This is a genomic window from Streptomyces afghaniensis, from assembly GCF_044327915.1.
Taxonomy (GTDB): domain Bacteria; phylum Actinomycetota; class Actinomycetes; order Streptomycetales; family Streptomycetaceae; genus Streptomyces; species Streptomyces afghaniensis.
Genome location: NZ_JBIRGJ010000003.1, coordinates 554,394 through 568,240, shown reverse-complemented (window position 1 = coordinate 568,240; position 13,847 = coordinate 554,394). Strand labels below are relative to the sequence as shown.

The window sequence follows — 13,847 nt, the reverse complement described above, 5'->3', positions numbered from 1 at the left end:
GGGGAACTGAAATGGACGCTCGTCATCCACGCCGCTGGTGGATCCTGATCGTGCTGTGCCTCAGCACGCTGGTGCTGGTCGTCGACAACATGGCGCTCACGGTCGCGGTGCCCTCGCTGACCGAGGACATCGGGGCGAGCGCCCAGGACATGCAGTGGATCCTCGACTCCTACACGCTGGTCTTCGCCGGGCTGCTGCTCACCTCGGGGAGCCTGGGGGACCGGTTCGGACGCCGGAAGGTGATGCTGATCGGCCTGCTGCTGTTCGGGGCGGCCTCGCTGGGGGCGGTGTTCTGCTCCAGCCCGGGTGAGCTGATCGCGATACGGATCGCGATGGGCGTGGGCGGGGCGCTGATCATGCCGTCGACCCTGTCGATCCTGATCACCGTCTTCGACGAGGACGAGCGGCCCAAGGCGATGGCCGCGTGGGGTTCGGTGTCGATGCTGGGGCTGGTCGGCAGCCCGGTCCTCGGCGGTGTGCTGATCGACCACTTCGCCTGGCAGGCGATCTTCCTGATCAACGTGCCGATCGTCGCCCTGGCGCTGCTGGCGGGTGTGCTGCTGATGCCGGAGTCGAAGGCGCCCTGGCAGAAGCCGGACCCGCTGGGCGCGGTGCTGTCGGCGGTGGGGATGACGGCCCTGGTGTGGTGGATCATCGAGATTCCGCAGCACGGCGCGTTCGGCGGCCGTTCCCTCCTGGTCCTGGCCGTCGCGGTGGTCGCCCTGGCCGGCTTCGTGGTCTGGGAGAACGTCACCCGCTCGCCGATGGTGCCGCTGGTCCTCTTCAAGCACCGCAACTTCAGCGGGGGTTCGCTCTCCCTGGCGCTCGTCCAGATCGGCAACGCCGGTCTGCTGCTGGTCCTGACCCAGTACCTGCAGTTCGTGCTCGGCTGGTCGGCGGTCAAGGCGGGCCTGGCCTTCCTGCCGCTGGCCGTGGCCGCTCTGGCGGGCAACGCGGCCGGGGCGCAGCTCGCCGTGAAGGCGGGCAACCGGTTCGTCATCCTCGGCGGCATGCTGCTGATGGCCGCCTCCTTCGGGCTGCTGACCACGCTCAGCGCGGACAGCGGCTTCACGGTCCCGGCGGTGGCGCTGGGAATCCTGGGCCTCGGTGCCGGTCTGGCGATGCCGGCCGCGGTCGCCGCCCTGATGAGCACCATCCCGGAGGAGAAGGCCGGCGTCGGCTCGGCCCTCAACGACACCATCCAGCAGTCCGGCACCGCCCTCGGCATCGCCATCCTCGGCTCGCTGCTCTCCGGCGGCTACGCCGACGAGATGCCGGCCGGCGCTCCCGAGCAGGCCAGGGAGTCCATCGGCGGGGCCCTGGCGGTCGCGGGGGGTGACACGGGCCTGGTGCGGGCGGCCCGGGAGGCCTTCACGGCCTCGATGTCGACGACCTTCACGATCAGCGCCATCGGTGTCCTGGCCGCGGCGGTCGTGGCCACGGTGGTGATGCGGGACCGCAAGGCCGAGCCCGCCGGAGCCGGGAGCGAGGAGCCCGAGCTGGTCGCCTGACGCGGACCGGGAGAAGGCCGGCACCCCCTCGGGGGGAGCCGGCCTTTCGTCATGTCCCTGTCCCGTGGTTCGCTGCGCCGTCGCCCGGGAATGCCCACCTGGTTTTCTCCGTTGGGGGTGGCAGAAAGTTCAACGCTCAACTAAACTGGGCGTACACGAGGAGGAACCGACATGCCTGCTGTGACCGTCGAGAACCCGTTGACGCTGCCCCGCGTGACCGCGCCGACCGATGCCGTGGCACGTCCCGTGCTCGCTGTCACGACCGCCCCGAGCGGTTTCGAGGGTGAGGGCTTCCCGGTGCGCCGGGCGTTCGCGGGGATCAACTACCGCCATCTCGACCCGTTCATCATGATGGACCAGATGGGCGAGGTGGAGTACGCGCCGGGCGAGCCCAAGGGCACGCCGTGGCACCCGCACCGCGGCTTCGAGACCGTCACGTACATCATCGACGGGATCTTCGACCACCAGGACTCCAACGGCGGTGGCGGCACCATCACCAACGGGGACACCCAGTGGATGACCGCGGGCTCGGGCCTGCTGCACATCGAGGCGCCACCGGAGCACCTGGTCATGTCCGGCGGGCTCTTCCACGGCCTCCAGCTGTGGGTGAACCTCCCGGCCAGGGACAAGATGATGGCCCCGCGCTACCAGGACATCCGCGGCGGCTCGGTCCAGCTGCTCAGCACCCCCGACGGCGGCGCGCTGCTGCGGGTCATCGCCGGTGAGCTGGACGGGCACCAGGGCCCCGGCATCACCCACACGCCGATCACGATGATCCACGCGACGCTGGCGCCGGGCGCGGAGCTCAACCTGCCGTGGCGCGAGGACTTCAACGGCCTGGCGTACGTCCTGGCCGGGCGCGGCAGCGTCGGCACCGAGCGGCGCCCGGTCCACACGGGCCAGACCGCCGTCTTCGGCGCGGGTTCCTCGCTGACCGTCCGCGCGGACGAGAAGCAGGACTCCCACACGCCGGACCTGGAGGTCGTCCTGCTCGGCGGACAGCCGATCCGCGAGCCGATGGCCCACTACGGCCCGTTCGTGATGAACACCAAGGAAGAACTCATGCAGGCCTTCGAGGACTTCCAGAAGGGCCGGCTGGGGACGGTCCCGGCGGTGCACGGCATGACCGCGAGCGGACCGCAGGACTGACGCCGGCGTCGGCACCGGCAACGAGATAGCCCCGTCCACGGCGTGGACGGGGCTGTCCGTGTCAGCCACCGGGGCGGATGTTGGCGTTGAGCCGGAAGAAGTTGTCGGGGTCGTACTCGTTCTTGAGGGCGACCAGCCGGCCGTGGTTGTCGCCGTAGGCGGCCCGGACCCGGTCCTCGCCCTCCTCGCCCAGGTTGTTCACATACTCGGCCCCGATGGAGAAGCGGCGCATCGTGTCCCACCACTGCCGTGCCCATTCCCTGTGCACTTCGCGTTCCTGCGGATCCGTCCACACCGACGCGGCGAAGTTGTCGTACTGCGCGTTCCGGTGGTGGAAGGCCGTTTCCGCGGGCGGGATGCGGCTTGCGGCGCCGCCGTACTGCTGGAAGACGATGAGGGACCTGGGCGAGGGAGCACGGGCGAAGTGGTCCACGGTGGCCTCGATCGCGTCCTGTGGGATCTCCTCGAGGAAGTGAGACTTCCAGTAGTAGTTCAGGCCGATCGGGAAGAAAGGGTCACCGGCGGCCTGCAGCCGCGTGTACGCGACCGGCCCCACCTGGTCGGCGAGGGGCGGGCCGAAACGCCGGAGCGGCTCCAGCACACGCTCGCCCTGCTCCATCGGCCCGGCGTAGCAGACGGAGATGGCGAATACCGGGTCACCGTCGGGGGAGGTCAGGAAAAAGGCGTCAGCGGTCAGCTCGTCCGGTGCCGAACGTGAGTACTCGTAGTAGAAACCGAGGGCTTCCCGGGCCCGCGCCAGGGGATGGACGACGACGCCTCCGAGTACCTCCGGACCCACCGGGTGGAGTCTGAACTCGAGGGAGGTCGCGACCCCGAAGTTCGCGCCGGCCCCCCGCATGCCCCAGAAGAGATCGGGGTTCTCCGTGGCGCCGGCGGTCCGCAGGCGGCCATCGGCGGTGACGACGTCGACGGACAGCAGGTTGTCGCAGGCGAGGCCGTGGGTCCGGGCGAGCCGGCCCACGCCGCCGCCGAGCGTGAGGCCGGCGACGCCGGTGTGGGTGACGACGCCCGTGGTCGTGGCCAGGCCCGACACCTGGGTGGCCCCGTCCAGTTCGCCGAGCGTGGCGCCGCCTTCCACTCGGGCTGTTCGGCTGCCGGCGTCGACCGCGACGCGGCGCATCCGTGAGAGATCGATCATCAGGCCGCCCACGCACACCGCCTTGCCCGCGATGTTGTGGCCGCCGCCCCGCACGGAGACAAGCAGGTCGTGGTCACGTGCGAAGGCCACGGCTGTTGCGACGTCGCTGCTCCCGGCGCAGCGGGCGATCAGCGCAGGCCGGTGGTCGATCATGCCGTTCCAGACTCTTCGGGCCTGGTCGTAGGTGTCATCGCCGGGGCGGAGCAGCTCTCCGCGCAGCCGCTCCGCCAGCTGTAGAGCGACTGATTCCCTGAGCACGGCTCGTTCGCCCGTTCTCGTCGTTACCTCCAGCGGAAGCATGGCGCTCCTTCTCGGGTCTGCAGCGAACGGCACCCGTACCAGCCGACCAGGCTGCGAGCCTCGACGCAGTTCGGACTCGTCCGGGCGGGTGACGGGCGATACGGGACCTGAACCGGCGGCCGGGACGGCAGCGCTGACGCTCCGTCACCCGGGCGGGCCTTGCCGACGGGACGACCCGACCCGGGAGTGGTCGGGTGGAGGTGTGCAGGACTCCGACCCGGCCGCTTCCGGCCCCGACCCGGCCGCCTCCGGGCCCAGGCCGCTCCTCCCCGAACCCCTCCGGCGGCTCGCCGCCTGGTGCGCGCTCCTCCTGCTCGTGTCCGGAGTCGTCTACGTCGGGATCCGGCTGTGCGACGAGTTCCGGACCGCCGTCGTGCCCGTGCTGCTCGCGCTGCTCGGGACGGCCCTGCTCGGGCCGCTGCACCGGCGTCTGGTGAAGGCCGGGGTGCAGCGGTCGGTCGCGGCCGGACTCACCTGCGTCGCCGTCGTGGCCGTGGTCGGCGGGGCCGTGTACATCGTCGTCGCCGCGCTCATCGACACGGGCGACGAGATCGTCGCCTCGCTCAAACAGGCCGCGCGGGGCATCTCCGACCACTTCGGGGCGGCCGGGACCTCGCTGGACGACCTGGCCTCCAACGCCCGGGAACTCCTGGGCAAGTTCGGCGGCTCCGCCGCGTCCGGCGTGATCAGCGGGGTCAGCGTGGTCGGCGAGACCATCGCCATGGCCGTGCTCGCGCTGCTGCTCGTCTTCTTCTTCCTGCGCGACTCCGACAAGGCCGCCGGGACGCTGCGGGCCCTGGCCCCGCGCGGCTCCGCCGACACCCTGGAGGCCATGGCGCGGCGGGCCTTCCGCGCCGTTGAGGGCTTCATGCGCGGCACCACCTTCATCGCGGCCATCGACGCGCTCTGCATCACCGTCGGACTGCTCGTCCTCGACGTGCCCGGGGCGGCGGGGCTGGGGGCGCTGGTCTTCGTCGGCGCCTACATTCCCTACCTCGGCGCCTTCATCTCGGGAGCCGTGGCCGTGCTGGTCGCGCTCGCCGACCGGGGGTTCGTCATCGCGCTGTGGGTGCTCGGGGTGGTGCTCGCGGTGCAGGTGCTGGAAGGGCACGTGCTCCAGCCGGTGATCCAGAGCCGGACCGTGCAGATGCACCCGGCGGTGGTGATGGTGGCGATCACGGCCGGGGCGTCGGTGGCCGGAGTGCTCGGGATGCTCCTCGCCGTGCCGCTCACCGCGGCCGCGTTCGGCGTCCTCCAGGAACTCCGTACCCGCTACGGTGACCAGGAGCCGTCGCCCGAGCCGTCCACGGACTCGTAGAGCTCGAACCAGATGCTCTTGCCCTCGCCGCGCGGATCCACCCCCCAGGCGTGCGCGAGCAGTTCCATCAGCACCAGGCCGCGGCCGGAGGACGCCAGCTCCCCCGGTCTGCGCTTGTGCGGCAGATCGTCGCCGGCGTCGGTCACCTCGATCCGCAGCCGCCGCTCGCCCACCTGGCCGGTGATCTCGGCGACGAGCAGCGCGTCGGAGTCGGTGTGCACGAGGACGTTCGTCAGCAGCTCGGACAGCAGCAGTACCGCCGAGTCGAGCTGGTCGGGGGAGGTCCAGTCGTGCAGCAGCTCGCGCATTTGCTGCCGGGCCACCGCGATCCGCTCGGGCTCGGCCTGGGCGACCGTCAGCATCGTGCGCCGCACGGGGGCCGGCACGAGCACGGTGTCGCCGCAGCCGCAGCCCTCGTCCTCCCGGCACAGCAGCAGCAGCGCGATGTCGTCCTCACGGCGGTCGATCAGCGGGCCGGTGGTGTGGTGCGACGACGGCCCGTGCACCGCCTGCACCAGGGTGTCGGCGAGTTCCTCCAGATCACCCTTGTGGTCCTCCAGGATCTCGCGCAGCCGCCGCCAGCCGGAGTCCAGGTCGTGGCCGCCGGTCTCGATCAGGCCGTCCGTGCAGATCAGCATGGTCTCGCCGGCTTCCAGGGCGAGCCGGGTCGTGGGGTAGTCGGCGTCCGGGTCGATGCCCAGCGGCAGGCCGCCCGACGTCGGCCGCGTCAGCACCGTGCCGTCGGACATCCGGATCGCCGGGTCGGGATGCCCGGCCCGGGCGATGTCCAGCACGCCGTTCGCCGGATCGACCTCGACATACACACAGGTCGCGAACCGCGGGTCGGCGGGGTCCTCGTCGCTGATGCCGTGCAGGAAACGGGAGGCACGGGAGAGGACGGCGTCGGGGCGATGCCCCTCCGAGGCGTAGGCGCGCAGGGCGATGCGGAGCTGCCCCATCAGGCCCGCCGCCCGCACGTCATGCCCCTGCACGTCCCCGATGACCAGCGCGAACCGGCCGCTGGGCAGCGGGATCACGTCGTACCAGTCGCCGCCGACCTGGAGGCCGCCGCCGGTGGGGACGTAGCGGGCGGCGACGCTCATGCCCGGGATGCGCTGCGGGCCGAGCCTCGGCAGCATCGTGCGCTGGAGCCCGTCGGTCAGGGCCCGCTCGCTCTCGGCCACGCCCGCCCGGGTCAGCGCCTGTGCCAGCATCCGCGCCACGGTGGCCAGCACGGACCGCTCGTCCGGAGTGAAAGCGACCGGGTAGGTGAAGGCCGCCATCCACGCGCCCATCGTGCGGCCGGCCACGGTCAGCGGCAGGAACGCCCAGGACTGGCGGCCGAAGCGCTGGGCGAGCGGCCAGGTCAGCGGGTAACGGGCCTTGTACTGCTCGGGAGAGGACAGGTACACCGCCCGGCCGGTCCGCACGACCTCGGCGGCCGGGTAGTCCGTGTCCAGAGCCATGTCGGAGAACGGGCTGTCGTCGCCCTGCTGCTGCCCGTGGTGCCCGATGATCGTCAGCCGGTCGCCCTCGACACCGAACACCGCCAGCCCGTCCGGGGAGAACCCCGGCATCGACAGATTGGCCGTGACCCGCAGGACCTCCTGCGTGGAGCGCGCCTCGGCCAGCGCCCGGCCCGCGTCCAGCAGGAACGCCTCCCGGGAGCGCCGCCAGTCGCCCGTGACCGCACTGCGCCCGGCCGGGGTGCCCGGCGTCGGCTCGGTGACCTCCTGGAGGGTGCCGATCAGCCGGTACGCCTTGCGGGCCCGGTCGAAGGACGGCTTGGAACGGCTGCGGACGACCCGGACGATACGACCCTGCTCGTCCATGATCCGGACCCGTACCTCGGCGAGGGTGCCCTCGGCGACGGCGAGCTGGACCACGCCGGTGATCTCGTTCCAGTCGACCGGGTGCAGCCGGGCCCGGGCCTGGGCCTCCGTAAGGCTGACCTGCTCGGCGGGCAGCCCGAGCAACCGTGCCGCCTCGGCGTCGACCGTGACCAGCCCGGTGGCGGTGTCCCAGTGCCAGAGGCCGGTCGCGAGGGCTGCGAGAGCCTCCCCCACGGCGGGCAGAGGCTCGCCAGTGCGCATTGCCCTACTTTAAGAAGGAGCCGTCGAACGCTGCCACCGAAGGCGCAAGAGTGCTCGATCGTTATCTGAGGAGAGTCGATCTTCGCCTGGCCGGTACGCTGGGGACCAGTTTCACGTGAAACACAGACCCCGATCAGCGAAGACTGGATGAACGACGATGCATCGGTACAGGTCCCACACCTGCGGCGAGCTCCGCTCCTCTGACGTCGGCAGCGACGTCCGGCTGAGTGGCTGGCTGCACAATCGGCGCGACCTGGGCGGCATCCTCTTCATCGATCTGCGCGATCACTACGGCATCACGCAGCTCGTGGCCCGTCCCGGCACCCCCGCCTACGAGGCCCTCGACAAGCTGTCCAAGGAGTCGACCGTCCGTGTCGACGGCAAGGTCGTCTCCCGGGGCGCCGAGAACATCAACCCCGACCTGCCGACCGGCGAGGTCGAGGTCGAGGTCGGCGAGGTCGAACTGCTCGGTGCCGCGGCCCCGCTGCCGTTCACGATCAACACCGAGGACGGGGTCAACGAGGAGCGGCGCCTGGAGTACCGCTTCCTCGACCTGCGCCGCGAGCGCATGCACCGCAACATCATGCTGCGCACGGCGGTCATCTCGGCGATCCGCCACAAGATGACGGCCCTCGGCTTCAACGAGATGGCGACGCCGATCCTGTCCGCGACCTCCCCCGAGGGCGCCCGCGACTTCGTCGTCCCGTCCCGCCTGCACCCGGGCAAGTTCTACGCCCTCCCCCAGGCGCCGCAGCAGTTCAAGCAGCTGCTGATGATCTCCGGGTTCGACCGCTACTTCCAGATCGCGCCCTGCTTCCGTGACGAGGACGCGCGCGCCGACCGCTCGCCGGGCGAGTTCTACCAGCTCGACATCGAGATGAGCTTCGTCGAGCAGGAGGACGTCTTCCAGCCCGTCGAGAAGCTGATGACGGAGCTGTTCGAGGAGTTCGGCGGCGGCCGTCACGTCACCTCGCCCTTCCCGCGGATCCCGTTCCGCGAGGCGATGCTGAAGTACGGCTCCGACAAGCCCGACCTGCGCGCCAAGCTCGAACTCGTCGACATCACCGACATCTTCGAGGGTTCGGAGTTCAAGGCGTTCGCCGGCAAGCACGTCCGCGCCCTGCCGGTGCCGGACGTCTCCGCGCAGCCCCGCAAGTTCTTCGACCAGCTCGGCGACTACGCCGTCTCGCAGGGCGCCAAGGGCCTGGCCTGGGTCCGCGTCGCCGAGGACGGCTCCCTCTCCGGCCCGATCGCCAAGTTCCTCACCGAGGAGAACGTCGCCGAGCTGACCAAGCGCCTGTCGCTGGCGGCCGGTCACGCGGTGTTCTTCGGCGCGGGCGAGTTCGACGAGGTCTCCAAGATCATGGGCGCGGTGCGGGTGGAAGCCGCCAAGCGTGCCGGGCACTTCGAGGAGAACGTCTTCCGGTTCTGCTGGATCGTCGACTTCCCGATGTACGAGAAGGACGAGGAGACCGGCGCGATCGACTTCTCGCACAACCCCTTCTCCATGCCGCAGGGCGGTCTGGAGGCCCTGGAGACCCAGGACCCGCTGGACATCCTCGGCTGGCAGTACGACATCGTCTGCAACGGCGTCGAGCTGTCCTCCGGCGCGATCCGGAACCACGAGCCCGAGATCATGCTCAAGGCCTTCGAGATCGCCGGGTACGACCGCGAGACCGTCGAGGAGAAGTTCGCCGGCATGCTGCGCGCCTTCCGCTTCGGCGCCCCGCCGCACGGCGGCATCGCCCCGGGCGTCGACCGCATCGTGATGCTGCTCGCCGACGAGCCCAACATCCGCGAGACGATCGCCTTCCCGCTCAACGGCAACGCCCAGGACCTGATGATGGGCGCGCCGACGGAGCTGGAGGAGGCCCGGCTGAAGGAGCTGCACCTGTCGGTGCGCAAGCCGCAGCCGAAGTAGGCGACACGCAGGGAGTGGCTCGGAACCGGCGTCGGTTCCGAGCCACTTTCGTATCCAGGGCTCTCGCCCAGCTCTTACTCAGGTTCCTGACAGACGGGCTCCCTAGCTTCCCTTCCATGACGGGACAGGAGACGGCCCGAGGGCCGCAACACAAACGGGATCTGACACGCCGCAAGGTCCTCGCCGCGGGCGCCGGAGCGGTGGTGGCGGCGGGCGTCGGCGGGACGTTCGCGGCGGGCGCGTTCGCCGGGGAGGGGACAAGCGCGGCCCAGGGGAAGGCCACCGGGAGTGCGGGCGAGGTCTGCTACCAGCTGACCTCCGAAACCACCGAGGGCCCCTACTACATCGACGCGGACAAGCTCCGCCGGGACATCACCGAGGACCAGGAGGGCATCCCGCTCACCCTGCGCCTCAAGGTGATCGACTCCGACACCTGCAAGCCCCTCGCGAACGCCGCCGTCGACATCTGGCACTGCAACGCGCTGGGCGTGTACTCCGGCTACGAGGCGATGGGCAGCGGTGGAGGCGGGGGCGGGGGCGGAGGCGGCGGGGGTGGCACGCCGCCCTCGGGCACGCCCACCGGAACACCCACCGGAACGCCCACGGGTGCGCCCCCGGACGGTGGCGGCGGTGGCGGACACGAGGAACCCACCGACGACGAGCGCTATCTGCGCGGCACCTGGCGGACGGACAAGCGGGGGCTCGTCGAGTTCCGCACGGTCTTCCCCGGGTGGTACCAGGGCCGCTGCGTGCACATCCACACCAAGGTGCATGTGAACGGCACCTGGACCGACGCCGGTTACGAGGGCGGCACGACCTGCCACACCGGTCAGCTCTTCTTCGACGAGGAGTCCGTGCTGGCCTCCGCCGAGGTCGAGCCGTACTCCACCAACACCACGACCCGCACGACCCTCGACGAGGACACCATCTACCCGGGCAACGGCACCGAGGGCGGGCTGTTGAAGCTGAAGTACAAGAAGGGCGCCATCGCCCGGGGCGTGGTCGCCACCCTCACCATGGGTGTCGACCCCGAGGCGACGCACGACGGCACGGACGGCTCGGTCCAGCCGGGCGCGTCGGCGTCGGCCTCGGCGGCGTAGCCGCTACGCGGTGAGGTGGCGGTCCAGGTCGGCGACGACCTTCTCGGCCGCCATCACACCGAGACCGAGGTACCAGGTCTCGTCCGGGACGTCGTGGGCGTGCCCGGACTTGACCGCCTTCAGGTTCTTCCACAGCGGATTGCCCTGGGCCTTGGACTTGTCGGTGGCCTTGGGGTCGCCGTAGACGCCGGTGAAGATGTAGTCGGCGTCGGCCTGGTCGATGTTCTCGGCGCTGACCTCGGCGGCGAGGTCGTTGATGTCCTGGTTCTTCGGCCGCGGAATACCGGCGTCCTTCAGGATCGTGCCGATGAACGAGGCGTTGGCGTACAGGCGGATCACGCCGTCCGGCATGAAGCGGACCATGGAGACGGTCGGCTTCTTCGCGCCGAGCTTCTTGTCCAGGGCGTCGATCTTCTCGTCGTAGGCGGCGAGCTTGGCCTTGGCCTCGGCTGTCTTGTCCAGCGCGGCGGCGTTGAGGAGGTAGTTCTCCTTCCAAGTGAAGCCGGGGCGCAGGGAGAACACGGTCGGGGCGATCTGGCTGAGCTCGTCGTACTTGTCGGCGGCGCGCAGCTGGCTGCCGAGGATCAGGTCGGGCTTGAGCGCGGCGATCGCCTCGAGGTTGAGGTTGTTGATGGTGCCGACGTTCTCGGGCTTGCCCGCCTTGCTCTTCAGGTACGACGGCAGTTCGGGGGAGCCCTCGGTGGGGGCGAGGCCGACCGGCTGGATGCCGAGGGAGACGACGTTGTCGAGCTCGCCGACGTCGAGGACGACGACCCGCTTGGGCTGGGCCTTGATCTCCGTCTCGCCCATGGCGTGCTCGACGGTGCGGGGCCACTGCCCGGGCCCCGCGTCCGTACCCATGGCCGCGGTCTTCTTCGCGGCGTCCGTGAACTCCTCGCCGCCCTGGGCGACGGCCTTCTTGTCGCCGGCCCCGGCGGAGGCCTTCCCGGAGGGTTCCTCACCGGAGGAGCCGCCGCAGGCCGTCAGGGAGAGCGCGGCGGCGAGGGCGAGAGCGACAGCGGTGGCGCCGCGGCTTCTGACGGGCATGGCGGACTCCTGTACCTCTATGGAACTTAGGCGAGCCTTACTTTAAGCGACTCCTGTGGGCCGGGTGTATCCGGACTGTGTGGATCCGGTCACCTTCGGGTCCGGCTCCTGACGATCAGCCACATCAGATACGGGGCTCCGACGGCGGCCGTGAACACGCCGGCCGGCAGCTCCAGCGGGGCGAACAGCCTGCGGGCCAGCAGGTCGGCGACCACGACGATCAGCGCGCCCGTGAGGGCCGAGGACACCGGCGGGATGTGCGGGGTGCGGGTGACCCGGCGCGCGATCTGCGGAGCGAGCAGCGCCACGAAGTCCACCGGCCCGGCCGCGGCGGTGGCCGCGGACGCGAGCACGACGCCGAGGAGGCTGAGCCCGAGCCGCACCCGGCCGAGCCGGATCCCGAGGGCGACGGCCGTGTCGTCGCCGAAGTCCGCGCCGCGCTGGGCCCGGGCCGCCCACACCAGGAAGGGCACGAGCAGCAGCAGGATCGTGGCGAGCGGCGCTGCCTGGTCGTAGCCGCGGCCGTTGAGGGAACCGGTCAGCCACACCTTCGCCTGCTGGGCGACCAGATAGTCCCCCTTGGTCACGAACAGCCGGGTGAGCGAGGCCAGCGCCACGGAGATGCCGATGCCGATGAGCACGAAACGGTTGGCGTGCAGGCCGCCGCGCCAGGCCAGCAGATAGACCAGCAGGGCCGCGCCGAGCCCGCCGGCCACCGAGACGTACGGCAGCACCGCGTACGAGGTGACGCCGAAGGTCATCGCGGCGACCGTGGCCGCGCCGGCCCCGTGCGTCACGCCGATGACGTCGGGGCTGGCGAGGGGATTGCGGGCGACGGTCTGGATCAGCCCGCCGGCCAGGCCGAACGCGGCGCCCACCAGCAGCCCGGTCACCAGCCGGGGCAGCCGCAGAGTGCCCACCACCAGCTCGTCCGGGCTGGGCAGCCCCAGCAGCACCCGGACGACCTCGCCCGGGGAGACGTACGACTGGCCCAGGCACAGCGAGGCGACCACGGCCACCGCCAGCAGTACGGCCAGCGCGACGGCCACCACGGCGGCCCTGCGGTGCAGCAGCACACTGAACCGCCCGGCGCGCAGCGCGGTGTACCCCGCGGGGCGGGCGGTCACGGGGACTGGTGACTCCACGGTCGGGCTCATACGGCGGGCACCGCCTTCCGCCGCACCAGGACGACCAGGAACGGCACGCCGGCCAGCGCGGTCATCACGGCCACCGGCACCTCCGAGGGGCGTACGACGATCCGGCCGAGGACGTCCGCGAGCAGCAGCATCACCGGCCCGAGCAGGGCGGCGAGCGGCAGCAGCCAGCGGTGCGCGGGGCCGGTCAGGGCCCGGGCGATGTGCGGGACGGCGAGGCCGGTGAAGGCGATGGGGCCCGCGGCGGCGACCCCCGCACCGGTCAGCAGGGTCGCGGACAGGGCGCCGGTCGCGCGCAGCAGCGGCACGTTCCGGCCGAGGCCGCGCGCGACGTCGTCGCCGAGGGCGAGCGCGTCGAGGCCCCGGGCCAGGGCGAACGCCAGCAGCAGCCCGACGGCCAGGAAGGGCCAGACCTGCCCCGCGATCGACAGGTCCCGCCCGCTGACCGAGCCGACGTCCCAGAACCGGAACTCGTCCAGGGCGCGGGCGTCGGTCGTGACGATGCCCGAGACGACGGAGGCGAGGAAGGCGTTCATCGCCGCGCCCGCCAGCGCCAGCTTCACCGGCGAGGCGCCGCCGCGACCGCTGCCCGCGACGGCGTAGATGGCGACGGCCGCGAGTCCCGCGCCGGCGAAGGCGTACCAGACGTAGCCGGTGAGCGTGTGCACACCGAAGAAGGTGATGGCGCAGACGACGCCGACCGAGGCGCCCTGGCTGATGCCGAGGATGCCGGGTTCGGCGATGGGGTTGCGGGTGATGCCCTGGAGAACCGTTCCGGCGACGGCGAGCGCGGCGCCCACCAGCACGCCGATGACCGTCCGCGGCACGCGCAGGGACCGTACGACCTGCGCGTTCTCGCTCTGCCCGCCGTGTACCAGGGCGTCCCAGACGGCGCCCGGGGGGACCGGGCGGCTGCCGACGGCGAGGCTCAGCAGGACGGCGAAAAGCAACAGGAGCAGGGCGGCGGCCGTCCAGCCGATGCGCCGGCGAGTGACTGCTGACATGCACCTTCTCCGGGGAAACCACCTGGCGCGGGGTTCGGCCGAGGCGGCACCAGCGTAAGCGGTGCGGCGCCCTTGATCGACGATCGTTCAC

Annotated in this window: 10 protein-coding genes; 5 read left to right on the top strand and 5 right to left on the bottom strand. The window is 71.3% G+C overall.

The window, feature by feature from the left end:
• Nucleotides 1-11 precede the first annotated feature (11 nt).
• Both ACH4G3_RS12940 and ACH4G3_RS12935 read left to right on the top strand, forming a co-directional pair.
• Nucleotides 12-1,511, top strand: a complete 1,500-nt coding sequence (locus ACH4G3_RS12940) for an MFS transporter (protein ID WP_397624501.1) — start codon at nt 12-14, stop codon at nt 1,509-1,511.
• A 171-nt stretch (nt 1,512-1,682) separates the two neighbouring features.
• Nucleotides 1,683-2,660: a pirin family protein gene (locus tag ACH4G3_RS12935; protein ID WP_397618554.1), complete on the top strand. Its 978-nt coding sequence runs from the start codon at nt 1,683-1,685 to the stop codon at nt 2,658-2,660.
• A gap of 61 nt (nt 2,661-2,721) precedes the next feature.
• Here ACH4G3_RS12935 and ACH4G3_RS12930 read toward each other — a convergent pair whose 3' ends face one another.
• Complete coding sequence (locus ACH4G3_RS12930; RefSeq protein WP_397624500.1) at nt 2,722-4,077, bottom strand: FAD-binding oxidoreductase; 1,356 nt, start codon at nt 4,075-4,077, stop codon at nt 2,722-2,724.
• Between the two features lie 244 nt (nt 4,078-4,321).
• Here ACH4G3_RS12930 and ACH4G3_RS12925 point away from each other — a divergent pair, with 244 nt between their 5' ends.
• The gene (locus ACH4G3_RS12925; protein WP_397624499.1) at nt 4,322-5,437 is read left to right on the top strand and encodes an AI-2E family transporter; all 1,116 of its coding nucleotides are present in this window, start codon (nt 4,322-4,324) and stop codon (nt 5,435-5,437) included.
• Here the strand turns inward: ACH4G3_RS12925 and ACH4G3_RS12920 are convergent.
• On the bottom strand, nt 5,392-7,530 hold the full coding sequence (locus tag ACH4G3_RS12920) for a SpoIIE family protein phosphatase (protein WP_397624498.1): 2,139 nt from the start codon (nt 7,528-7,530) through the stop codon (nt 5,392-5,394). The genes ACH4G3_RS12925 and ACH4G3_RS12920 overlap by 46 nt on opposite strands.
• Before the next feature lie 157 nt (nt 7,531-7,687).
• On the opposite strand from ACH4G3_RS12920, the gene aspS reads away from it, so the two are divergent.
• Nucleotides 7,688-9,451: an aspartate--tRNA ligase gene (gene aspS / locus ACH4G3_RS12915; RefSeq protein ID WP_397624497.1), complete on the top strand. Its 1,764-nt coding sequence runs from the start codon at nt 7,688-7,690 to the stop codon at nt 9,449-9,451.
• Nucleotides 9,452-9,567: 116 nt separating this feature from the next.
• Complete coding sequence (locus ACH4G3_RS12910) at nt 9,568-10,551, top strand: intradiol ring-cleavage dioxygenase (RefSeq protein WP_397624496.1); 984 nt, start codon at nt 9,568-9,570, stop codon at nt 10,549-10,551.
• 3 nt (nt 10,552-10,554) lie between these two features.
• Here the strand turns inward: ACH4G3_RS12910 and ACH4G3_RS12905 are convergent, their stop codons facing one another.
• From ACH4G3_RS12905 to ACH4G3_RS12895, 3 genes are all read right to left on the bottom strand, one after another.
• Nucleotides 10,555-11,598: an ABC transporter substrate-binding protein gene (locus ACH4G3_RS12905; protein ID WP_397624495.1), complete on the bottom strand. Its 1,044-nt coding sequence runs from the start codon at nt 11,596-11,598 to the stop codon at nt 10,555-10,557.
• 89 nt (nt 11,599-11,687) lie between these two features.
• Nucleotides 11,688-12,755, bottom strand: a complete 1,068-nt coding sequence (locus tag ACH4G3_RS12900; protein ID WP_397624494.1) for a FecCD family ABC transporter permease — start codon at nt 12,753-12,755, stop codon at nt 11,688-11,690.
• Complete coding sequence (locus tag ACH4G3_RS12895) at nt 12,752-13,756, bottom strand: FecCD family ABC transporter permease (RefSeq protein WP_397624493.1); 1,005 nt, start codon at nt 13,754-13,756, stop codon at nt 12,752-12,754. Before ACH4G3_RS12895 ends, ACH4G3_RS12900 begins: the two co-directional genes overlap by 4 nt.
• Nucleotides 13,757-13,847: the final 91 nt, after the last annotated feature.

Bases quoted from the DNA above. Each gene is read 5' to 3' on its own strand.
- ACH4G3_RS12905 (WP_397624495.1), bottom strand. From the start codon at position 11,598: ATGCCCGTCAGAAGCCGCGGCGCCACCGCTGTCGCTCTCGCCCTCGCC.
- aspS (WP_397624497.1), top strand. From the start codon at position 7,688: ATGCATCGGTACAGGTCCCACACCTGCGGCGAGCTCCGCTCCTCTGAC.
- ACH4G3_RS12910 (WP_397624496.1), top strand. From the start codon at position 9,568: ATGACGGGACAGGAGACGGCCCGAGGGCCGCAACACAAACGGGATCTG.
- ACH4G3_RS12900 (WP_397624494.1), bottom strand. From the start codon at position 12,755: ATGAGCCCGACCGTGGAGTCACCAGTCCCCGTGACCGCCCGCCCCGCG.
- ACH4G3_RS12920 (WP_397624498.1), bottom strand. From the start codon at position 7,530: ATGCGCACTGGCGAGCCTCTGCCCGCCGTGGGGGAGGCTCTCGCAGCC.
- ACH4G3_RS12895 (WP_397624493.1), bottom strand. From the start codon at position 13,756: ATGTCAGCAGTCACTCGCCGGCGCATCGGCTGGACGGCCGCCGCCCTG.
- ACH4G3_RS12940 (WP_397624501.1), top strand. From the start codon at position 12: ATGGACGCTCGTCATCCACGCCGCTGGTGGATCCTGATCGTGCTGTGC.
- ACH4G3_RS12935 (WP_397618554.1), top strand. From the start codon at position 1,683: ATGCCTGCTGTGACCGTCGAGAACCCGTTGACGCTGCCCCGCGTGACC.